The sequence below is a fragment of the Streptomyces sp. NBC_00038 genome (assembly GCF_026343635.1).
GTDB lineage: Bacteria > Actinomycetota > Actinomycetes > Streptomycetales > Streptomycetaceae > Streptomyces.
The window spans coordinates 4,105,222-4,125,131 of record NZ_JAPELQ010000001.1 but is presented as its reverse complement, the minus strand read 5'-3'; the positions used below and the strand labels follow the sequence as shown (position 1 = coordinate 4,125,131).

Annotated in this window: 22 protein-coding genes; 15 read left to right on the top strand and 7 right to left on the bottom strand. The window is 69.7% G+C overall.

The window, feature by feature from the left end; genetic code table 11:
- Positions 1–86 precede the first annotated feature (86 nt).
- Positions 87–554, bottom strand: a complete 468-nt coding sequence (bcp, locus tag OG219_RS18705) for a thioredoxin-dependent thiol peroxidase (protein WP_266828029.1) — start codon at positions 552–554, stop codon at positions 87–89.
- A gap of 143 nt (positions 555–697) precedes the next feature.
- Between bcp and OG219_RS18700 the strand changes: the two genes are divergently transcribed.
- The 3 genes from OG219_RS18700 (at position 698) to OG219_RS18690 (ending at position 2,527) form a co-directional block, all read left to right on the top strand.
- On the top strand, positions 698–1,036 hold the full coding sequence (locus OG219_RS18700; protein ID WP_266828027.1) for a DUF3618 domain-containing protein: 339 nt from the start codon (positions 698–700) through the stop codon (positions 1,034–1,036).
- Between the two features lie 43 nt (positions 1,037–1,079).
- The gene (locus OG219_RS18695; protein ID WP_266461123.1) at positions 1,080–1,439 is read left to right on the top strand and encodes a co-chaperone GroES; all 360 of its coding nucleotides are present in this window, start codon (positions 1,080–1,082) and stop codon (positions 1,437–1,439) included.
- Positions 1,440–1,621: 182 nt separating this feature from the next.
- Complete coding sequence (locus tag OG219_RS18690; protein WP_266828024.1) at positions 1,622–2,527, top strand: helix-turn-helix transcriptional regulator; 906 nt, start codon at positions 1,622–1,624, stop codon at positions 2,525–2,527.
- 76 nt (positions 2,528–2,603) lie between these two features.
- On the opposite strand, the gene OG219_RS18685 is transcribed toward OG219_RS18690, so the two are convergent.
- Complete coding sequence (locus OG219_RS18685; protein ID WP_266828022.1) at positions 2,604–3,446, bottom strand: SAM-dependent methyltransferase; 843 nt, start codon at positions 3,444–3,446, stop codon at positions 2,604–2,606.
- Positions 3,447–3,719: 273 nt separating this feature from the next.
- On the opposite strand from OG219_RS18685, the gene sugE reads away from it, so the two are divergent.
- Positions 3,720–4,040 (top strand): quaternary ammonium compound efflux SMR transporter SugE, encoded by a 321-nt coding sequence (sugE, locus tag OG219_RS18680; RefSeq protein ID WP_266828021.1) that lies wholly within the window; start codon positions 3,720–3,722, stop codon positions 4,038–4,040.
- A 37-nt stretch (positions 4,041–4,077) separates the two neighbouring features.
- On the opposite strand, the gene OG219_RS18675 is transcribed toward sugE, so the two are convergent.
- The gene (locus OG219_RS18675) at positions 4,078–6,513 is read right to left on the bottom strand and encodes a transglycosylase domain-containing protein (protein ID WP_266828019.1); all 2,436 of its coding nucleotides are present in this window, start codon (positions 6,511–6,513) and stop codon (positions 4,078–4,080) included.
- Positions 6,514–6,716: 203 nt separating this feature from the next.
- Here OG219_RS18675 and OG219_RS18670 point away from each other — a divergent pair, with 203 nt between their 5' ends.
- Genes OG219_RS18670 through OG219_RS18655 form a run of 4 tightly spaced genes read left to right on the top strand, consistent with a single transcriptional unit; the run spans position 6,717 to position 10,218 of the window.
- Positions 6,717–7,517, top strand: a complete 801-nt coding sequence (locus OG219_RS18670) for an ABC-2 family transporter protein (protein WP_266828017.1) — start codon at positions 6,717–6,719, stop codon at positions 7,515–7,517.
- 16 nt (positions 7,518–7,533) lie between these two features.
- The gene (locus tag OG219_RS18665; protein WP_266836143.1) at positions 7,534–8,385 is read left to right on the top strand and encodes an ABC transporter permease; all 852 of its coding nucleotides are present in this window, start codon (positions 7,534–7,536) and stop codon (positions 8,383–8,385) included.
- A 5-nt stretch (positions 8,386–8,390) separates the two neighbouring features.
- Positions 8,391–9,356: an ATP-binding cassette domain-containing protein gene (locus OG219_RS18660; RefSeq protein WP_266828015.1), complete on the top strand. Its 966-nt coding sequence runs from the start codon at positions 8,391–8,393 to the stop codon at positions 9,354–9,356.
- A gap of 10 nt (positions 9,357–9,366) precedes the next feature.
- Positions 9,367–10,218, top strand: coding sequence for a DUF1707 domain-containing protein (locus tag OG219_RS18655; RefSeq protein WP_266828013.1), 852 nt, complete (start codon positions 9,367–9,369; stop codon positions 10,216–10,218).
- A gap of 125 nt (positions 10,219–10,343) precedes the next feature.
- Here the strand turns inward: OG219_RS18655 and OG219_RS18650 are convergent, their stop codons facing one another.
- On the bottom strand, positions 10,344–11,675 hold the full coding sequence (locus tag OG219_RS18650) for an SGNH/GDSL hydrolase family protein (RefSeq protein ID WP_266828011.1): 1,332 nt from the start codon (positions 11,673–11,675) through the stop codon (positions 10,344–10,346).
- A 228-nt stretch (positions 11,676–11,903) separates the two neighbouring features.
- On the opposite strand from OG219_RS18650, the gene OG219_RS18645 reads away from it, so the two are divergent.
- Together OG219_RS18645 and OG219_RS18640 are read left to right on the top strand one after the other, a co-directional pair.
- Positions 11,904–13,277: a DUF445 domain-containing protein gene (locus OG219_RS18645; protein WP_266828009.1), complete on the top strand. Its 1,374-nt coding sequence runs from the start codon at positions 11,904–11,906 to the stop codon at positions 13,275–13,277.
- 113 nt (positions 13,278–13,390) lie between these two features.
- Positions 13,391–13,861, top strand: a complete 471-nt coding sequence (locus OG219_RS18640) for a hypothetical protein (protein WP_266828007.1) — start codon at positions 13,391–13,393, stop codon at positions 13,859–13,861.
- Positions 13,862–13,898: 37 nt separating this feature from the next.
- On the opposite strand, the gene OG219_RS18635 is transcribed toward OG219_RS18640, so the two are convergent.
- Positions 13,899–14,411, bottom strand: coding sequence for a hypothetical protein (locus tag OG219_RS18635; protein ID WP_266828005.1), 513 nt, complete (start codon positions 14,409–14,411; stop codon positions 13,899–13,901).
- A gap of 174 nt (positions 14,412–14,585) precedes the next feature.
- On the opposite strand from OG219_RS18635, the gene OG219_RS18630 reads away from it, so the two are divergent.
- Positions 14,586–15,596: a GlxA family transcriptional regulator gene (locus tag OG219_RS18630; RefSeq protein WP_266828003.1), complete on the top strand. Its 1,011-nt coding sequence runs from the start codon at positions 14,586–14,588 to the stop codon at positions 15,594–15,596.
- On the opposite strand, the gene OG219_RS18625 is transcribed toward OG219_RS18630, so the two are convergent.
- Positions 15,518–16,018, bottom strand: a complete 501-nt coding sequence (locus tag OG219_RS18625; RefSeq protein ID WP_266828001.1) for a MarR family winged helix-turn-helix transcriptional regulator — start codon at positions 16,016–16,018, stop codon at positions 15,518–15,520. The genes OG219_RS18630 and OG219_RS18625 overlap by 79 nt on opposite strands.
- A gap of 121 nt (positions 16,019–16,139) precedes the next feature.
- Between OG219_RS18625 and OG219_RS18620 the strand changes: the two genes are divergently transcribed.
- Positions 16,140–16,523 (top strand): tautomerase family protein, encoded by a 384-nt coding sequence (locus OG219_RS18620; RefSeq protein WP_266827999.1) that lies wholly within the window; start codon positions 16,140–16,142, stop codon positions 16,521–16,523.
- Positions 16,524–16,793: 270 nt separating this feature from the next.
- Here OG219_RS18620 and OG219_RS18615 read toward each other — a convergent pair whose 3' ends face one another.
- Positions 16,794–17,099: a hypothetical protein gene (locus tag OG219_RS18615; RefSeq protein WP_266461154.1), complete on the bottom strand. Its 306-nt coding sequence runs from the start codon at positions 17,097–17,099 to the stop codon at positions 16,794–16,796.
- Between the two features lie 188 nt (positions 17,100–17,287).
- On the opposite strand from OG219_RS18615, the gene OG219_RS18610 reads away from it, so the two are divergent.
- From OG219_RS18610 to OG219_RS18600, 3 genes are all read left to right on the top strand, one after another.
- Entirely contained in the window at positions 17,288–17,713 is a 426-nt protein-coding gene (locus OG219_RS18610; RefSeq protein WP_266836142.1) for an Hsp20/alpha crystallin family protein, read from the top strand.
- A gap of 210 nt (positions 17,714–17,923) precedes the next feature.
- A complete protein-coding gene (locus OG219_RS18605; protein WP_266836141.1) occupies positions 17,924–18,445 on the top strand; it encodes a DUF2267 domain-containing protein in 522 nt (173 codons plus the stop codon).
- Between the two features lie 180 nt (positions 18,446–18,625).
- Positions 18,626–19,891 carry a glycosyltransferase gene (locus OG219_RS18600; protein ID WP_266827997.1) on the top strand — a complete coding sequence of 422 codons (1,266 nt, stop codon included), beginning with the start codon at positions 18,626–18,628 and terminating at the stop codon, positions 19,889–19,891.
- Positions 19,892–19,910 lie beyond the last annotated feature (19 nt).

Below are 19,910 nucleotides of genomic sequence, written 5' to 3'. Positions count from 1 at the left end.
CCGTTTATCGGACAGTCACGCCCGAAACGTGAAACGGCCCGTACCGGATCACGCCGGTACGGGCCGTTCCAGGAGCGACGGCGGGGTCAGATCCCCAGATCCTTGATGATCTTCGCGACGTGGCCCGTCGCCTTCACGTTGTAGAAGGCGTGTTCGATCTTGCCCTCCTCGTCCACGACGAGGGTGGAGCGGATTACGCCGACGTATGTCTTGCCGTAGTTCTTCTTCTCGCCGTAGGCGCCGTAGGACTCGATGACCTTGGTTGAGGGGTCGCCGACGAGGGTGACCTTGAGGTTCTCCTTCTCGCGGAACTTGGCGAGCTTTTCGGGCTTGTCGGGGGAGACGCCGATGACGTCGTAGCCGGCGGTTGCCAGGACGTCGAGGTTGTCGGTGAAGTCGCAGGCCTGCTTCGTGCAGCCGGGGGTCAGGGCGTTCGGGTAGAAGTAGACGATGACCTTGCGGCCCTTGTGGTCGGCGAGGGAGACCTCGTTGCCGTCGGCGTCGGGCAGGGTGAAGGCGGGGGCGGTGTCGCCGGGCTGGAGTCGCTCGCTCATCGGTACCTCACGTGGCCGGGGTGGGTGGATATGGGTTACGGACTACAGAACGAGCGTAATGGGGGTGCCGAGGGGTGCGGCGCGCCCCGAGCTGACAGACTGTCGGGAGCAACTGGCCAGAACACGACCTCGGAGGCAGCGCGGTGCCGGACACGTCGGACACGTCGGATACCAGGACTCCGGCGCAGATCGAGGCGGACATCAAGCGCCGCCGCGAAACCCTCGCCGAGACGCTCGACGAGATCGGCGTGCGCGTGCACCCGAAGACCATCGTCGGGGATGCCAAGGCCAAGGTCGCCTCCAACATCGATCACACGCTGGGGCGCGCGTACGTCGGCGTCAACCGGGTCGTCGGTGAGGTGAAGGGCCAGTTCGTCAGCGAGGAAGGCGCGCCGCGGCTCGAGCGTGTCGTGCCGGTGGCCCTTGTCGTGGTCGGGATCGTCGGGCTGCTCGTCGTCCGTTCGCGTCGGCGCAAGCGCTGACCCGGCGGCGTACGGACCGGCCGAAGGCAGGTAGGTTCGGGGAGTGAGCGCCAACCGGGACAAGCAGAGCACCCACCACGACGACAAGTTGCCCATCCGCATGCTGCACGATCGCGTGCTGGTGCGGCAGGACGCCGCCGAGGGCGAGCGGCGTTCCGGCGGCGGTATCCTGATCCCCGCGACGGCGGCCGTCGGCCGGCGCCTCGCCTGGGCCGATGTCGTCGCGGTCGGACAGAACGTACGGACGGTGGAACCGGGCGACCGCGTCCTCTACGACCCCGAGGACCGCGCCGAGGTCGAGGTGCGCGGGACGGCGTACGTGCTGATGCGCGAGCGGGATCTGCATGCCGTGGCCGCGGACCGCTTCGAGGGGTCCGAGGACTCGACCGGCTTGTACTTGTAGTTGCAGTTGTGGTCTTAGTGTGTGGAAGAAACCGCGTGTCAGGCATCTGACATGCGGTTTCTTTGTTCTCTTGACCTTGGGTTCCGGGTAGCGGGGGTGCCCGTCGCACTCAGTCAACTAAGATGACAAGCCGCAGCGTTCGGGGGCGGGCAGAGCTGCGTCCACCGCCAGGGAGAATGCCCATGGGCGCCAAAGAGGCCGTCCGTACACCGCCCGTCAGCGGCGTCCTGGACGACCGTTCGGCGGGGCCTACTGTGCCGCGCATGGTGCTGGGGGCGCGGCTGCGCCGGTTGCGGGAGGGGAAGGACATCTCCCGTGAGGTCGCGGGCGAGGCCATCCGCGCCTCCCAGTCGAAGATCAGCCGACTGGAGTGGGGGCGTCACGGGTTCAAAATCCGCGACGTGGCCGATCTGCTCACTCTCTACGGAGTCACGGACGAGGCCGAGCGCGCCACTCTGCTGGCTCTGGCCGAGCAGTCCAACACCTCCGGCTGGTGGCAGCCGTACAACGACGTGGTGCCCGCCTGGATGCAGGCCTACCTCGGTGCCGAACAGGCGGCGAGTCTCATCCGCAGCTTCGAGCCCCAGGTCGTTCCGGACCTCCTGCAGACCCCCGACTACGCCCGCGCCGCCATCCGGCTCACCCACCCGGGCGCCGGCGTGGAGGAGATCGACCGCCGGGTCGCGTTACGGATGAAGCGTCAGCAGACCCTGCACCGGCAGCGAGGGCCCCAGCTGTGGGCCGTGATCGACGAGGCGGCGCTCCGTCGCCCGGTGGGCGGCGTCGGCGCGATGCGTGACCAGCTCCAGCATCTGCTGGAGATCTGCCAACTCCCTCAGGTCACCGTCCAGATCATGTCGTTCCACGCCGGCGGCCATGCCGCGGCCCGTGGTCCGGTGACCATCGTGCGCCTGCCCGGCGGCCAGTTGCCCGACATGGTCTACCTCGAACAGCTCGCGAGTGCCCTCTATCCCGACAAGCCGGCCGAGATCGAGTACTACTGGGACGCCATGAACCGCCTGGTCGTCGCCGCCGAGTCGCCGGACGCGACGCGCACGATCCTCCGTCGCGTCCTGAAGGAAACCTGATCGGACCGATCAGGACGCGCGCCCAGCGTCCGCCGCGTCGGCGGCGGACGCCAAGTGGGCTGGCAGCCAACGGGTTTCAGCGCTTGAGGGCCACGCCGCCGTACTGGTGCACCTCAGCCGGGAGGCCCAGGGCTTCGGTGTCGGGGCGCCATCGCGAGCACGATGCCACGCCCGGTTCGAGCAGTTCCAGACCGTCGAAGTAGCGGGCGATCTGCTCGGGGCTGCGGAGGATGTATGGGATCGAGCCGCCCTCGTTGTACTGCTGGATGGCATTGACGTAGTCGTCGCTGGTGCTGGTGCTGTCGTACTGCACGAGATAGCTGCCGGAGGGCAGGGCGTCCACGAGCTGCCGCACGATCGAGCGGGCCTCGTCATGGTCCTCGATGTGGCCCAGGATGCCCATCAGCATGAGCGCGACGGGCTGGTCGAAGTCCAGCGTTTTCGCGGCCTCCCGCACGATCGTGCTCGGATCGCGCAGATCGGCGTCGACGTAGTTGGTGACGCCCTCGGGGGTGCTGACGAGCAGCGCACGGGCGTGTGCCAGCACCAGCGGGTCGTTGTCGACGTAGACGATCCGGGAGTCGGGGGCCACGCGCTGGGCGATCTGGTGGGTGTTGTCGACATTGGGCAGTCCGGTGCCGATGTCCAGGAACTGCCGGATCCCCTCCTCGCCGGCCAGATGGCGGACGGCGCGGGCGAGGAAGTACCGGGCGGCGCGGGCTCCGGTCTCGATGCCCGGGAAGATCTCGCGGAACGCGTCACCGGCTATGCGGTCGACCTCGTAGTTGTCCTTCCCTCCCAGCCAGTAGTTCCAGATCCGGGCCGACTGCGGCACGGAGGTGTCGATCCTGGAGAGCACCTCCTGGTCCGTTATCTCGGAGTTCTCGGAGATCTCGGAGTTCGCTGATTCGTCAGTCATGGGCACTCCTGTGTGTACGTCTGTCACGTCTGTGTACGTCGTGTTCCCCGGGGCTCGGATCAAGTAAATCCCAATGGCGGCAACGGAGTTGAACGGGTGGCGATTTGCAGGCCACCGGGCACCAAAGGGGCTGGTGACCATCGTCACCAGCCCCTTTCTCCGGTGATTTGTTACCTTTGAAGAACCCCGACGAGACGCGCCGTACCGGGACCAGCAAGATCGAGGACCAGCAAAGACGACGCACCCCTGTTGTTGATCACGGAGGTGCCTCTCATGGCCTGGGTTCTGCTGCTCGTCGCCGGTCTGCTCGAAGTCGGCTGGTCGATCGGGATGAAGTACACGGACGGTTTCACGCGGCTGGTGCCGAGTGTCCTCACCGGCGCGGGCATTGTCGCGAGCATGGTGCTGCTGTCGTACGCCGCGAAGTCGCTGCCCATCGGTACCGCCTACGGCGTGTGGGTCGGGATCGGTGCGGCCGGTGCGGCGGTGCTCGGCATGGTTGTGCTCGGTGAGCCGGCCACCGCCGCCCGGATCTTCTTCGTGTGTCTGCTGCTGGTGGCCGTGGTGGGGCTGAAGGTCACCTCCGGCCACTGAGGCACGGGCCACTGAGGCACCGGCCTATGAGTCGCGCTTACGGTTTTCGTGACGCGGGGCGACTGAGCGGCCCCGCCCCCGCGATCGTCCCCGCGTCCGTCCCCCCGGTGTCCGTGCCCCCGTCCGTCGTCCCGCCCGTGGTGGTCGTGGTGCCGTCGGTGGTGCCGCCGGTGGTGGTCGTGCCGCCGTCCGTGGTGCCGCCGGTGGTGGTGGTCCCGCCGTCCGTGGTGGTGCCGCCGTCCGTCGTGGTGCCGCCCGTCGTGGTGGTGCCGCCGTCCGTCTGGCCCTCGGTCTGGCCCGGGGTCTCGGTGCCGCCTGTGGTGGTGCCGCCCGTCGTGGTGCCGCCGTTGTCCTGGCCGGCGGTGTCGGTGGGCTCGACGGGGGGCTCGTACGACGGGATCTCCGGTTCCTCCGCGCCCGGCTGGAGCTGGAGGTCGAAGTCGGTCGCCTCGGTGCCGTCCAGGGCGGACTTCGTGAACTGGGCCCAGATCTGGGCCGGGGGGCCGCCGCCGTTGATGCGGGGCAGGCCGAGGGCGCCGTACAGGGATTTGTGGGCGCCGGTGTCGGGGTCCTGGCCCATGACGGCGACGACGGTGGCGAGGTCGGGGGTGTAGCCGGCGAACCAGGCCGCTTGGTCCTCCTCGGCCGTGCCGGTCTTGCCCGCGGCGGGCCGGTCGGCCTCCTGCGCGGCGGTGCCGGTGCCGCCGTCGACGACGCTCTGGAGGAGGGAGGTGGTCGTGTCGGCGGCCTCGCGGGTTACCGCCTGCTTGGTCTCCTGCTTCGGCAGCGGTACGTCCTCCGCGCCGTCGGTGATCTTGTCGACCAGGGTGTACGTGCCGTGCTTGCCGTGGTTCGCGAGGGTGGCGTACGCCTCCGCCATGTCGAGGACGCTGGCCTGCGCCGGGCCGAGCGCGATGGACGGGGTGGCGGTGAGGGCGGGGGTGTTCGAGGGGATGCCGAGGCCGATCGCCGTCTGCTTGACCTTGTCGGGGCCGACGTCCACCGCCATCTGTGCGTACACCGAGTTCACCGACTTGTCGGTGGCGGTGCGGACCGTGATGTCGCCGTACGAGACGCCGTCCTCGTTCTCGGGCGCGTACGTGCCGCCGTCCCAGCCCTCCACCGGGCGCCGGTCGGTGCCGTCGTAGATCGTGTTCGGGGTGATGGTGCGGCCGTCCTGGGTCTCGGAGTCGTTCTGGACGGCCGAGGTGAAGACGAAGGGCTTGAAGGTGGAGCCGACCTGGTAGTCGCGGCGGGTGGCGTTGTTGACGTACTGCTTGGTGTAGTCGATGCCGCCGTACATCGCGACGACCTTGCCGTTGGCCGGGTCGATGGCGACGCCGCCCGCGCGGACGTAGGTGTCGACCTTGCGGTTCTTCTTGTCGAGGCCGTCCATCACCTGGTCGTTGACGGCCTCGATGAAGGCGTCCTGCTTCGGCTTCTGGATGGTGGTGGTGATGCGGTAGCCGCCGGTGGCGAGGGTGTCCTCGTCGATGATCTTGTTGGTGGTGAGGTAGTCCTTGACGGCCTGGACCAGATAGCCGCGCTGGCCCGACATGCCCGCCGAGCCCTTGGCCTCCTTCGGCTGCGGGAACTTGACGGCGGCGCGGTCCGAGGCGCTCAGCCACTCCTTCTTGACCATGCCGTCGAGTACGTAGTTCCAGCGGGCCACGGCCGCGGACTTGTTCTCCGGGTGCGCGATCACGTCGTACTCGCTCGGCGCGTTCAACAGCGCGGCCAGGTAAGCACCTTGACCTACCGTCAGGTCGATGGCGTCGACACCGTAGTAAGCCTGGGCGGCGGCCTGGATGCCGTACGCGTTGCGGCCGAAGTAGCTGGTGTTGAGGTAGCCCTCGAGGATGTCGTCCTTGCTCTTCTCGCGGTCGAGCTTGATGGAGATGAAGAACTCCTTCACCTTCCGGGTGACCGTCTGCTCCTGGCCCAGGTAGTAGTTCTTCACGTACTGCTGGGTGATCGTCGAGCCGGACTGCTTGCCCTTGCCGGTGACCGTGTTCCAGCCGGCGCGGATCATCGCCTTCGGGTCGACGGCCGACTCGGTGTAGAAGTCCCGGTCCTCGGCGGCGAGTACCGCGTGCTGGGCGTCCTTGGAGATCTGCGCGAGCGTCACGTTCTCGCGGTTGACCTCGCCGTCGCGGGCGAGCTGGGAGCCGTCCGCGTAGAGGTAGACGTTGCTCTGCTTGGTCGCGGCGGCGTTCGCGGGCGGGATCTTGACCAGGTAGTAGCCGAGCGCGAAGAGGCCGATCAGCAGCAGGATCACGGTGATGAAGGTGCCGAGGACCATGCGCCAGGTCGGGATGATCCGCCGCCAGCCGGTGCGCTTGCGCTTCTGCTTCTTCTGCTTCCCGCCGGGCGCCGGCTGTGGCGCAGGCCCGAATCCCGATCCCGGTCCCTGTCCTGGTTCCCTGGGCGCCCAGCCCTGGTCGCTCTGCTGCGGCTGCGGCTCGTCACTCATTTGTTCGCCGGACTCCCGTTTCGCGTCGTACGTTCCCGTACGCCCTCGTACGCCTAGTGCGCCCCCTCTTGAAGACTGTCGCACCATGCGTTCCGTTCCCTTACCTCGGCACGCGTCGCGCCCGGAAAATGCCTGGCGGGCCGCGTCACCCGGGGGCTAGGCTCCTGCGCTTCGGCCTTGACGCGCTGAGGGAGGGCCTCTTTGTGGGCACAGGACGGTTGTACGCGGCCGTCGCGGCCGGCGCTTTCCGTCGGTACGCCACCTATCGGGTGGCCACGGCGGCGGGCCTGTTCACCAACACCGTCTTCGGGCTGATCCTGGCGTACACCTTCATGGCGCTGTGGGACGAGAAGCCGCACCTCGGCGGCTACGACCAGGCGCAGGCGCTCACTTATGTGTGGCTGGGGCAGGCGCTGCTCACGGTGGTGTCGGTGATGGGCGGCGGTTTCGAGGACGAGTTGATCGAGCGCATCCGTACGGGGGACATCGCGATCGACCTGTACCGGCCCGTCGATCTGCAACTGTGGTGGCTGGCGCAGGACATGGGCCGGGCGCTGTTCCAACTGCTGGGGCGGGGCGTGGTCCCGCTGGTGTTCGGTGCGCTGTTCTTCGAACTCGCGCTGCCGGGGGACCTGTTGACGTGGATCGCGTTCCTGGTCGCGGTCGCCCTCGGGGTGGTCGTCAGCTTCGCGATCCGCTATCTGGTGGCGCTGTCCGCGTTCTGGCTGATGGACGGGGCGGGCGTGGCGCAGATGGCGTGGATCCTGGGGATCTTCTGCTCGGGGATGGTGCTGCCGCTGAACGTCTTCCCGGGCGTGCTCGGCGAGGTCGTACGGGCACTGCCGTGGTCGTCGCTGATCCAGGCACCGGTGGACGTGCTCCTCGGCACGGCCGATCCGCTGGGCACGTACGCCTTCCAGACCGGCTGGGCTCTCGCGCTGCTCGCGGCCGGGCGGCTCGTGCAGTCGGCGGCGACGCGGAGGGTGGTGGTCCAGGGTGGCTAGCCAGGTCGACGAGCGGGTGACGGACACCGGGTGGCCCACGCCCAGGCAGGGTGCGTACGACCGCGTGCGCGACGGGCTGCGGGCCTACCGCATGATCGCCGCGATGTGGATCCGCTCCACGATGGCCTACCGCGCCTCCTTCGCGATGACCCTTGCCGGCAACTTCGTGCTGACCGGCCTCGACTTCCTCACGATCCTGCTGATGTTCTCGCAGGTCGACCGGCTCGGCGGCTACTCGCTGCCCGAGGTCGCCTTCCTGTACGGCCTCGGGGGCACCGCCTTCGGGCTCGCGGACCTGGCGTTCGGCACGATGGACCGGCTGGGACGGCGGGTGCGCGACGGCACGCTCGACACGCTCCTCGTGCGCCCCGTGCCCGTCCTCGCCCAGGTCGCCGCCGACCGTTTCGCGGTGCGCCGCATCGGCCGGGTCACCCAGGGGCTGCTGGTCCTCGGGTACGCCCTCGTCGTGCTCGACATCTCCTGGACGCCGCTCAAGGTGCTGATGATCCCGCTGATGCTGCTCAGCGGCGGCGCGATCTTCGCGGCCGTGTTCGTGGCGGGCGCGGCCTTCCAGTTCGTGGCGCAGGACGCTTCCGAGGTGCAGAACTCCTTTACGTACGGCGGCAGTACGCTCCTGCAGTACCCGCCGACCGTCTTCGCGAAGGACCTGGTGCGCGGGGTGACCTTCGTGTTCCCGCTGGCCTTCGTCAACTGGCTGCCCGCGCTGTACGTGCTGGGGCGGCCCTATCCGCTCGACCTGCCGACGTGGGTCGCGTTCGCCCCACCGCTGGTGGCCGCGGCCTGCTGTGCGCTGGCGGGCCTCGCCTGGCGGGCGGGACTTCGTTCGTACCGGAGCACGGGGAGCTAACCGACGTGGACAGTGACTTCATTGAACTCGTAGGGGTCGAGAAGGTCTTCGACGTGCGCAAGAAGACCGGGTTCATGCGCAGTGAGCGGAGGCAGGTGCGGGCCGTCGACTCCCTCTCCTTCACCGTGCCGCGCGGCGAGATGGTCGGCTACATCGGCCCGAACGGCGCCGGCAAGTCGACCACCATCAAGATGCTGACCGGCATCCTCACTCCGAGCGGCGGCCGGCTGCGGGTCGCGGGCATCGACCCGTCCCGGGAGCGGACCCGGCTCGCGCAGCGCATCGGGGTCGTCTTCGGGCAGCGTACGACCCTGTGGTGGGACCTTCCGCTGATCGACTCGTACCGGCTGATGCACCGCATGTACCGGATCCCGGACGCCCGTTACCGGGAGAACCTCGACCGGTGTGTCGAACTCCTGGAGCTGGGCGCCCTGTTGGACGTGCCCGTACGCCAACTCTCCCTGGGGCAGCGGATGCGCGGCGACATCGCGGCGGCCCTGCTGCACGATCCGGAGGTGCTGTACCTCGACGAGCCGACGATCGGCCTCGATGTGATCAGCAAGGCGCGGGTGCGGGAGTTCCTGCGGGACCTGAACGCGGAACGCGGTACGACCGTCCTGCTCACCACCCATGACCTCACCGACATCGAGCAGTTGTGCAAGCGGGTGATGGTCATCGACCACGGGCGGCTGATGTACGACGGGGCGCTGTCGGGGCTGCACGAGGTGGGGGAGAGCGAGCGGACGCTGGTGGTGGACCTGGAGCGGGAGCTGCCGCCGATCGAGATCGCGTCGGCGCGGGTGGTGAAGGTGGAGGGGCCGCGGCAGTGGCTGGCGTTCCCCGCCGCCGAGTCGGCGGCTCCGCTCGTGGCGCGGATCGCGGCGGAGTATCCGCTGGTGGACCTCTCGGTGCGGGAGCCGGACATCGAGGCGGTCATCAGCCGCATGTACGCGGAGAAGGCGGTCTCGTAGGCTGGCGTCCATGAGCGAGGACCTTCCCGAACTCCGGGCTTCAGACGCCGACCGTGAGCGAGTCTCCGAAGTGCTGAGGGACGCCCTCGCGGAGGGCCGCCTCGACATGGAGGAGTTCGAGGAGCGGCTGGAGGCGACGTACAAGGCGCGTACGTATGGGGAGTTGGCGCAGATCACGCGTGATCTGCCCGCGCCGGGTGTCACCCCGCCCGTGGTGAACATGGTCAAGCGGCCGGAAGAGGGCGGGACCGGGTCCTGGGCGGACCGGATCGTCGGTGGCGAGGGTTCGTCCACGTGGGGTGTCGCGATCATGGCGGGCTTCCAGCGCAAGGGGCGCTGGACGATGCCCAAGCGGTTCAACTCCTTCGCGTTCTGGGGCGGCGGCGAGATCGACCTGCGCGAGGCGTACTTCGCTGACCGCGAGGTGGTCGTCAACTGCGTCGCGATCATGGGTGGCATGAACGTCGTCGTACCGCTCGGCGTCGAGGTCGTCGTCCGCGGCATCGGCATCATGGGCGGCTTCGACCACCGTCAGGAGGGTGTCCTCGGCGAGCCCGGTGCCCCGCGCGTGATCGTCACGGGCTTCGCCTTCTGGGGCGGCGTCGGCGTGGAACGCAAACTGACCCGCGCCGAGCGGCAGCGCCTCAAGGAGGAGCGCCGCCAGGAGAAACTGGAACGGCGGGAGGCCCGCAAGGAGTTGGGCGCCTCACGAGACGGCGACGACATGCTCGACGCGCTGGACGACGTCCACGACATGGTCCGCGAACGGCACGAGGAGCGACGCGAACGGCACGAGGAACGCCGGGAACGCCACCAAGCGCGCCGGGACGAGCGCCATCGGCGACGTCACGGGGACCACTGACGCCGGGGGTCTTCAGGGGCTCGGGGCTGTGCCTTCGTGCGGCTCCGTCGCGGGGACTACTGACGCCGGCGGAGTGTTTTTAGGGGCGCGGGGAACTGCGCGACCAGCCACGACGGCGCCGCAGGTCACAACGCAGCGGACACGGCCCCTGTAAGCGACCGCAGGTCCAGCACCTCCGCCATCCGCCCGTACCCCTTGTCACTGGGGTGCAGATGATCCCCGGAGTCGTAGTCGCCCCGCAGCGCACGCGGATCGTACGGATCCCGCAAAGCCTTGTCGAAGTCGACCACCGCGTCGAACACCTTCCCCGCCCGGATCTCCGCGTTGACGGCCTGCCGTACCTCCTCACGCTGGGCGGAGTACCCACCGTGCCCCCGGAACGGCATCAGCGTCGCCCCGACGACCCGCACCCCGTGGGCGTGCGCCTGCTGGACCAGCGTGCGCAGGCCGTCGGTGATCGTGTCGGGGTCGACCTCGTTCGGGTTGCGGAGGATGTCGTTGATGCCGAGGTCGATGACGACGGCCTTGACGTTCGTACGGCCGAGGACGTCGCGGCCGAAGCGGGACAGGGCGCTCGGGTTGTCGGCGGGCCGGCCGGCCCCCGATGCCAGGATCCGGTTTCCGCCGATGCCCTGGTTGACGACGCTGTAGAGGGGCACTCCGTCCGTGCCGGCGGCGGCGCGCAGCCGGTCCGAAAGGTGGTCCGGCCAGCGGTGGTTGGCGCCCACGGTGGACGCGTCGCCGTCGGTCAGGGAGTCGCCGAAGGCGACGACGGTGCCCGCCGACTCGTCGCTCAGCACGTCGACGGCGGTCACATATCGCCAGTACGGGGTCCCCTCGGTGTACGCGGTGCCGCTCACGTCGCCCGCGAGGTCGCCCTGGGCGAGGTAGGAGGTCTGCTGTGCGTGCCGGTGGTAGGTGACCGGGCCCGACTGGGTGGGCGAGAACGTGGTCACGAGTACGTCCGAGTCGAGCGGGATCGTCACGAGCACCGTGTCGCTGATCACCTGCTGCCCGGAGGGGATGGTTACCGAGGTGCCGCCGCCGAAGGTGAGGCGGGTCATGGTGTCGGCGTCGGCCGTGGCGCTGTTCGCGGTCTCGGCCACGGCGATCGTGGCGTGCGTGATGGTGAGCGGCTGCTGCCCGTAGAGGTTGGACAGCGTGATCCGGGCGCTCGTGCCGCCGGCGCTGGTGTGCACGATGTTGCGTACCGACCTGCCCGCCATGCCGTTCGTCTCGGTGCCGGGCTCGGCTCCGGAGGGGGAGGCCGACCAGGCGCCGACCCACAGGCCGGTGGAGGCGGGGGCGGCCGAGCCCCGCGGGGCGTTGCGGCCACTGGCGAGGTTGTTCTGCCCGCTGCCGTCGTCGGCCGCGACGCCGATGTATATGGCGGCGGAAATGACCACGATCACAGCGACGATCGCGGCCAGCAAGGCATAACCATGACGCTTGGTCATGCGGTGCGTTTCTCCTCGGGCGAGGGGAGCCCGAGGCTCCGGTGTGATCACCCCATGATGCGCCATGGGGTGGGGTGAAGCTGCGACAGCCCCGGACCGTGCCCCGGAACCGGCCCCGGAACTTTCCCGCGACTTCTCCCACCGGACAGACGCCGGGAACTCCTGTTCCGTTCCAGGAGTCGGTCAGGAAGGGACAATGTGTACGGGGGACTCGAACGGGTGGAGTGAATGGAACGTACGAAACCGGAAGAAGCGGGCGCGGACGCCGAAGGGCAGCATGCCCTGCCGGACGCCGCCACGAACCGACAGGGCACGCCCGGCGTCGGCGCGCGCCGCTCGATGACCTCCTTCAGCCCCGCCGACGAGGAGAAACAGCGCGGCGTACGCCGGATGAAGCTGACGGCGGTCGGCCTGCTGGTCTTCGTGGCGGTCGTGTACGTCCTCGCCAAGTGGGCGTCGAACGAGGGTGCGGGCCCCTGGGCCGGATACGTCGCCGCGGCCGCCGAGGCCGGCATGGTCGGCGCGCTCGCCGACTGGTTCGCGGTCACGGCCCTCTTCCGCCGCCCGCTGGGCCTGCCCATCCCGCACACGGCGATCATCCCCACCAAGAAGGACCAGCTGGGCGTCTCGCTCGGTGAGTTCGTCGGGGAGAACTTCCTCTCCGAGGAGGTCGTACGAGGCCGGCTGCGCGCCGTGGGAATCGGCAGCCGTCTCGGTGCCTGGCTCGCCGAACCGGACCACGCCGACCGGGTGACGGCGGAGCTGGCCACCGCGCTCCGGGGGGCGCTGACCGTCCTGCGCGACTCCGACGTACAGGCGGTGGTCGGCGAGGCGATCACCCGGCGCGCCGACGCCGCCGAGATCGCGCCCGGCATCGGAAAGATGCTGGAGAAGATCGTCGCGGACGGCGGTCACAAGCGGGTCGTGGACCTGATCTGCGTACGCGCCCACGATTGGCTCGTACTGCACGACGAGCAGGTGATGGACGCGGTGCAGGGCGGCGCCCCCGGCTGGACCCCCCGGTTCGTCGACAAGAGGGTCGGCGAGCGGGTCTACAAGGAGCTCCTCCGCTTCGTCACGGAGATGCGCGACGCCCCCTCGCACCCGGCCCGCGGCGCCCTCGACCGCTTCCTCACCGACTTCGCCTCCGACCTCCAGTCCGACACCGACACCCGCGCCCGGGTGGAACGCCTCAAGGGCGAGGTCCTCGGCCGCGGCGAGGTCCAGGACCTGATCGCGTCCGCCTGGACCGCCGTACGGTCCATGATGGTGTCCGCCGCGGAGGACGAGCGCAGCGAACTGAGGCTGCGGGTGCGGGCGTCGTTGCTCTCACTGGGCGCCCGGATGGCGGTGGAGCCCAAACTCCAGGCCAAGGTCGACAGCTGGGTCGAGGGCGCGGCGGTGTACGTCGTGACGACGTACCGGCGCGAGATCACCTCCCTGATCACCGACACGGTCGCCGGCTGGGACGCCGAGCACACGACCAGGAAGATCGAGGCCAACATCGGGCGCGACCTGCAGTTCATCCGGATCAACGGAACGGTGGTGGGTTCGCTGGCGGGGCTGGCGATCTACGCGGTGTCGCGGGCGCTGGGGGCGTGATCGTCGGCGATGGGGCTCAGGTGCCGGCGGCGTGTACCCCGGCGCGAGGGCTCAGGCGGGTCTGAGTATCCGTACTCTGTCAGGCCGCCCGCGCCCGCGGAACTCTCGTACGCATGACCGAGAAGCTGTTGAGCCCTCTGCGAACGCGCCCCTGGCCGGAACGCTGGCTGACGCGCGTACTCGGCGCCGCACTCTCCTGCGCGGCGTACCTCGTCTGCATCCCGTGGGATCTGAACAACCGCGCCCAGACGCCCGGCTCCGACCATGAGACGACCCCGGTGACGGGCATCGGAGTCATCGGCCTGGCCCTGATCCTGCTGACCCTCGCGTCCTACTTCGGCCGCCGGGACTACCTCGGCTGGCCACTGCTGCTGGTGGCGGGACCCCCGGCGGTACTGATGCAGATCTCCTTCCGAACCCACCCCGGACCACCGGACGGCATGGCCCACCTGTGGCCCTTGACGTGGGGTTTCTGCACGTTCCTGATCGGCGCAGGGGTACTCGTCGCGGCGGCGCTGGCCCGCCGGTTCAGGCCGCACGAGGGGGACTCGATGGAGGGACTTCTGTTCCCGCACCCCACGTGAGGAGTCGGGGGCACCGGCCGGCGGAACGGCCGACGGGCTAAGCCCCCGTCGTGGACCCCGGCCGAATGATCATCAGGATCGTGACGGTGGCCCACAGCAGGTTGAAGATCCCGGTGAACATGGCGAGCCGTGCGGTCGCCTTCGGTATCACCGCGACCTCGGTGCCCCCGGCGACCGAGGCGCCCCCGGCGACCGAGCCGCCCCCGGCATCCCAGATGCCCTCCATGATCGCGGTCTGCCCGGGCAGGACCAGGGCGGCGAGGACGACCGCAGCGAGCGCAGTCAGCGCGATCGAGACGATCAGCCAGGTGTCCCCGAGCACTCCCATGTTGCTCGCCGTGGCGAACCCGAAGACGGGAACGACGACGCCGACGGTGGCGTACACCCGGCAGATCTGATGCAGCAGGCGCGCGGTCGCGAGGGTCTGCGCGTCTCCCGGCTCGGCGAGCGCCTTGCGCGCGGTGGGCGGGAACATGCTGGCGGCGACCGTGACGGGCCCGATGGCGACGATCGCGGCGATGACGTGGACGGCGAGGAGGAACTTGGTCACGGGGTGACGGTAGGCGGCGGCGGGGATCTTCCAGAAGTGGCGGTTTTGCCAGTATTCAACGGATTCTCGCCAGACGGGGTTGCGCGGTGTGAAACCGGGGATTCCTGGTCCTTCCGGGCGTCTGCGGCTCGTATCCGCGCTGACTGAATCCCGTCGTACCTCTACTCTTTTGCCATGCATACCGTGGCCGTACTGGCGCTCGACCAGGTCATCCCGTTCGACCTCTCCGCCCCGATCGACGCCTTCGGCTGGGCACGGTTGCCGGACGGGCGCGCGGCGTACCGGATCCGGGTCTGCTCGGCGTCGGAGGAGGTGAGCGCGGGCCCGTTCGCGCTGCGCGCCCCGTACGGCCTTGAGGCGCTGGCCGAGGCGGACACGATCATCCTGCCCGGTGTCGCGGACCCGACGGTCCCGCTTCCGCCGGGCGTCGCGGAGGCGGTGCGCGCGGCGGCCGCGAACGGCACCCGGATCGCCTCGATCTGCGTGGGCGCCTTCGTCTTCGCCGCCACCGGCCTGCTGGACGGGCTGCGCGCGACGACGCACTGGGTCGCGGCCCGGGACCTGGCGGAGATGTACCCCGCCGTGACCGTCGACCCGAACGTCCTCTACGTCGACAACGGCCAGTTCCTCACCTCGGCGGGCGCGGCCGCCGCGATCGACATGTGCCTGCACATGATCCGCAGGGACCACGGCTCGGCCGTCGCCGCGCACGCGGCCCGGATGTGCGTCGTACCGCTCGAACGGGAGGGCGGCCAGGCCCAGTTCATCATCCAGACCCAGCCACCGGTACCGTCCGGCGCCACCCTGGAGCCCCTCCTCAACTGGCTGGAGGGGAACGCCGAGCGCGAACTGACCCTGGAGGACATCGCCGCCCACGCCGGCATGAGCGCCCGCACACTCAACCGCCGCTTCCGCGAGCAGACCGGCACGACCCCGTTGCAGTGGCTGCACCTGGCCCGGGTGCGACGCGCCCAGTACCTCCTGGAGACGACCACCTACCCGGTCGAACGCATCGCGGCCCAGGCGGGGTTCGGGTCACCGACGGCGTTCCGGGAGCGGTTCAAGAGGGTGGTGGGGACGAGTCCGTACGCGTATCGGCGGGCGTTTCAGGGGGTGGATGCGTCGGGATCGGCCTCGGGGATGGCCTCCGTGCCGACCTCGGGCTCGGCGGCCGCGGCCTCGTAGGCGCGCAAGGTGTCGATGACCAGCTGCCGTTGACCGGGCGTCAGGGGTTCCAGCGCGCGACGCCAGGCGGTGGCTCCGCGTGACAACCAGGCTGAGATGGACGGCCGTTGGGCGTCGGTGATGCTGACGATGCGTCGCCGCCGGTCGGTTGGGTCCTCGCGCCGCTCCAGGATTCCCTTCGCGCTCAGCTCGCCGACCATGAGGCTGACGGTGGTCGGTGCGACTTCGAGGCGGGCGGCCAGGTCGTTCACGGTCAGAGGTCCGTCGAAGAGCAGGTACGCCAGCAGCGACAGGTGCCGCGGAGCCAGGGCCAGCGACTGAAGTTCCTCGGGTACGGGGATGCGCTTGGCCCGGCCGACCATGCGGGGCATGAGCAGCAGGAGGTCGCGAACGGCGTCGTCGACGCCCGGATCGGTTGACATCGGCCATCCCTGTAAATAGCTTTGCTTCTAAAGATGCTTTGTTGGCAAAGAGGAACTGTCGGGGGTCGTCATGTTACGACCCCGGGCCCCCGACCCGCATTCCGCGTGAACGGAGATTTCCATGCCGCACCTCACTGTCCAGATCCGCGAAGAGACGCTCGACGGATCGGTCGAACCGAAGATCATCCGGGCCTTGAGCGAGGCGGTGGTCGCCGTGGTCGGCGAGTGGGCGCGGCCTCTCGTGGTCGTCGACCTGTTCGGCGTACCGGAGCACCGCTGGGGGACCGGCGGCATCCCCGGCGAGGCTCCCGCACCGGTCGTCACACTGAACATGCGCGAGGGCGGCCTGACCCACCCGCAGATCCCCGACGCTCCCGCGCGGCTCGTCAAGTCCCTTACGGAGGCGGTGGTTTCGGTCCTCGGTGAGGGTGCACGGCAGTACGTGACCGTGCTGATCGTGGGGGTTCCGGCGGGGCGGTCGGGGGTGGGGGGTGAGGTTGTCTGAGGGGGTGGGTGAGCGGGGCGGGTCGGCTGCGGGGGCGTAGGCGCTCGGGCGGACCGACGGCTTTGGCGGTCGTAGCCGCGCGGGTGACTTCACGACCTCGGTGGTCGCAGTCGCTCGGGCAGCAGCCCGCCGGCCTTGGTGGCGTATCCGCTCGGGTGGTCCGGTGGCCTGGTGGCCTGGTGGCCTGGTGGCCTGGTGGCCCGGTGACCCGGTGGCTTGGTGGTCCGGCGGTCCGGTGGCCTGGTGGTCCGACCACTTGCCGGCAGCCGCTCAGGCGGCCCGTCGGTCGGACACGACCCACGAGGCGAGGGCGACGGCTCCGGCGACGCCGAACACGGCGGGCCAGGCGCCCACCTTCTTGGCCAGCGGATGGGACCCCGCGAAGGCGGCGACGTACGCGACGGTCAGCGCCCCGGCGGCCTTCCCGCCGGCCTGCTGCCGCCACTGCTGCGCGGCCGTGGCACCGGCGGCTGCCAGTACGACCCCGCCGAGCTGCCGCTTCTTGGTCCAGCGGGCCACCCCGTACCCACCGATGAGCCCACCGGCGGCCACTGCCGCTGCCGGTACCTTCGCCATTGCTGCCTCCCGCTGCGTCCGTCGAATGAACCGAGGCTAGCTCCCGCAGGTTCAGTGCCCGACGCCCACCCGCCCCGTACCTGCCCCGACTCCAGGCTTGAGTCGGGGGTTGTCAATTTTCCTCCCCGGAGTTATATAGGAAGCCGTAGGGCATCGCACCCAGCACCTGTGGAAAGGAGTGACCCGTGATGCTCATGCGCACCGACCCTCTGCGCGACTTCGACCGCCTCACGCAGCAGTTCTTCGGCCCTGCTCGCCCCGCCGCGATGCAGATGGACGCCCACCGGTCCGAGGGTGACCTGATCGTCCACTTCGACCTCCCGGGCATCGACCCCGAGACGATCGACCTGGACGTCGAGCGCAACGTCCTGAGCGTCCGCGCCGAGCGCCGGTCCTCCGCCCCCGAGGGCGCGGACCTGATCGTCGCCGAGCGCCCCACCGGCACCTTCACCCGCGAGCTGTTCCTCGGCGACACCCTCGACACGGAACGCATCGACGCTTCGTACGACGCCGGTGTCCTGACGGTGCGCATCCCCGTGGCCGAACAGGCCAAGCCTCGCCGCATCCAGATCACCAGCGGCAGCGGCAACAACCAGAAGCAGCTCACCAGCTGACCATCTGATCGCTGTGCAACCGCCTCCGCCGCGCGAGCGCGTCCGCTCGCGGGGCGGAGGCAGGGTCATGCCTCGCAGGCTGTGGGGCGGACCTGGCTGAGCGAGCGGAAGCGAACCTGTACCCGGAACGCGAGGAGAGCCCGAAAGATGAGCCCCCTGAGCACCGAAGTAACGCCGAACCCCACCAACACAGCCGACCCCGTCAACCCGATGGTCCCGCCGACGGCATCGACAGATACCCCAAGCCCACGGCGGATGACATGGGACGAACTCATCGACGCCGTACGGGAATCAGGTCAGTACCCCACCCGAGCGGAGGCGGAACGCATCACCCGCACTGTCCTGTCCGGCCTCGGCGGCCATGTGGTCGGCGACGAACGCGCCGCACTGGCCCGCCGGCTCCCCACCGAGGCGTCCGAGCTCATCGCCTCCCAGATTCCGGTCACCCGCCACCTGACAGCCGTGGAGTTCGTGGACGCAATCGCCTCCCGCATCCAGGGCGCCACCCCGGCCACGGCACGCTGGGACGTCAGCTCAGTCCTGAGCGTCCTGCCCAGGGCAGTCGGCGACGACCTCGTCGACTGCATCCTGAAGCAACTCCCGTCCGGCTACGCTCTGTTGTTCGGCCGAGCGGAACTGGCCCCAGGCAGGGGCCTGACGCCGTATACGTCGGCCGGCCGACCTGCACGCCACGGTGACCGAGTTTCTGACGGGCGTCGGGCGGGTGCCTGAAACACGCGCTGTCGGCCGGCCGTGGCCGCATCCGTAGGCGACAAAAAACAAAGGCAAGGAGGTAAACCCTCTCCTTGCCACTCCTAACTTATAGCGCACTGGGGGGCTTGCGGCAAGGCCCCCGTCGTACCGCACAATCGCTCTCCTCGGGCCACAACCTGCGGAAACGGGAGTCGCTGAGTGCGTGTGTTGTTGATGTCGTACGGGTCGCGCGGGGACGTCGAACCCCTGGCGGGACTCGCGGTGCAGTTGCGGGAACTCGGCGCGGAGGTGCGGGTGTGCGCGCCGCCGGACGAGGAGTTCGCGAAGCTGATGGCCGGTGTCGGCGCGGAGTTCGTGCCCTTCGGCCGGTCGGTGCGCGCGCTGGTGACCGGGGAGATGCCGGCGGAGGGCCCGCCCGGGATCGCGGCCGAGTTGGTCGCCGCGCACTTCGACACGGTCGCCGCGGCGGCCGAGGGGTGCGACGTGCTGGTGGCGGGCGGCTTGATGCCGGCCGGTGCTCGGTCGGTGACCGAGAAGCTGGGCATCCGCTACGTGTACGTGTGCTTCCACACGATCGAACTGCCGTCGCCGCACCGCGCGCCGTCGTCGCGGCCGGGCCCGCCGTTCCCGCCGGACGTGACCGACAAGCGGGTGCTGTGGGACCTGGACGCCCAGAAGGTGAACGCGCTGTACGGCGGCGCGCTCAACACCCACCGGGCGTCGATCGGCCTGCCACCGGTGGACAACGTCCGCGACCACGTCTTCACCGACCAGCCGTGGCTGGCGGCGGACCCGGTCCTCTGGCCGGGGGAGGAGCTGACGGACCTCCACGTCGTGCAGACCGGCGCGTGGATCCGGCCGGACGAACGCCCGCTGTCCGACGAGCTGTTGGCGTTCCTGGACGCGGGTGAACCGCCGGTGTACGTGGGCTTCGGCAGCATGGCCCTGCGCGGCTCGACGGACGTCGACCGGGTGGCCGTCGAGGCGGTCCGCGCGCAGGGCCGCCGCGTACTCGTCGGGAGCGGCTGGGCGGGCCTGGACCTGATCGACGACCGGGACGACTGCTTCGTCGTCGGCGAGGTCAACCAGCAGGCACTGTTCGGCCGGGTGGCCGCCGTCGTGCACCACGGCGGCGCGGGCACGACGACGACGGCCGCCCGGGCCGGCGCGCCCCAGGTCGTGGTCCCCCAGTTCGTGGACCAGCCGCTCTGGGCCGCCCGGGTCGCCCAGTTGGGCATCGGCGTGGCACACGACGGTCCGACTCCGACCTTCGAGTCCCTGTCCGCCGCGCTCAAGACGGCCCTGACCCCCGAGACCCACGCACGGGCGAGGGCCGTGGCCGCCACGATCCGCCCCGACGGGGCGACGGTCGCCGCGAAGCTGCTGCTCGACGAGGTCGACCGACAGAGGCCGACAGAGGCCTCCGGTGTCCGCGTGAGTGGGGCGGAGCGCTGCCCGTCATAGCCCACCAGCTTCGTCACAC

Coding starts and splice junctions, on each gene's coding strand:
- OG219_RS18640 (WP_266828007.1), top strand. CDS start 13,391: ATGACCGAGAAGCTGTTGAGCCCTCTGCGAACGCGCCCCTGGCCGGAA.
- OG219_RS18625 (WP_266828001.1), bottom strand. CDS start 16,018: ATGTCAACCGATCCGGGCGTCGACGACGCCGTTCGCGACCTCCTGCTG.
- bcp (WP_266828029.1), bottom strand. CDS start 554: ATGAGCGAGCGACTCCAGCCCGGCGACACCGCCCCCGCCTTCACCCTG.
- OG219_RS18605 (WP_266836141.1), top strand. CDS start 17,924: ATGGTCCCGCCGACGGCATCGACAGATACCCCAAGCCCACGGCGGATG.
- OG219_RS18630 (WP_266828003.1), top strand. CDS start 14,586: ATGCATACCGTGGCCGTACTGGCGCTCGACCAGGTCATCCCGTTCGAC.
- OG219_RS18620 (WP_266827999.1), top strand. CDS start 16,140: ATGCCGCACCTCACTGTCCAGATCCGCGAAGAGACGCTCGACGGATCG.
- OG219_RS18645 (WP_266828009.1), top strand. CDS start 11,904: ATGGAACGTACGAAACCGGAAGAAGCGGGCGCGGACGCCGAAGGGCAG.
- OG219_RS18650 (WP_266828011.1), bottom strand. CDS start 11,675: ATGACCAAGCGTCATGGTTATGCCTTGCTGGCCGCGATCGTCGCTGTG.
- OG219_RS18655 (WP_266828013.1), top strand. CDS start 9,367: ATGAGCGAGGACCTTCCCGAACTCCGGGCTTCAGACGCCGACCGTGAG.
- OG219_RS18675 (WP_266828019.1), bottom strand. CDS start 6,513: ATGAGTGACGAGCCGCAGCCGCAGCAGAGCGACCAGGGCTGGGCGCCC.
- OG219_RS18610 (WP_266836142.1), top strand. CDS start 17,288: ATGCTCATGCGCACCGACCCTCTGCGCGACTTCGACCGCCTCACGCAG.
- OG219_RS18690 (WP_266828024.1), top strand. CDS start 1,622: ATGGGCGCCAAAGAGGCCGTCCGTACACCGCCCGTCAGCGGCGTCCTG.
- sugE (WP_266828021.1), top strand. CDS start 3,720: ATGGCCTGGGTTCTGCTGCTCGTCGCCGGTCTGCTCGAAGTCGGCTGG.
- OG219_RS18685 (WP_266828022.1), bottom strand. CDS start 3,446: ATGACTGACGAATCAGCGAACTCCGAGATCTCCGAGAACTCCGAGATA.
- OG219_RS18615 (WP_266461154.1), bottom strand. CDS start 17,099: ATGGCGAAGGTACCGGCAGCGGCAGTGGCCGCCGGTGGGCTCATCGGT.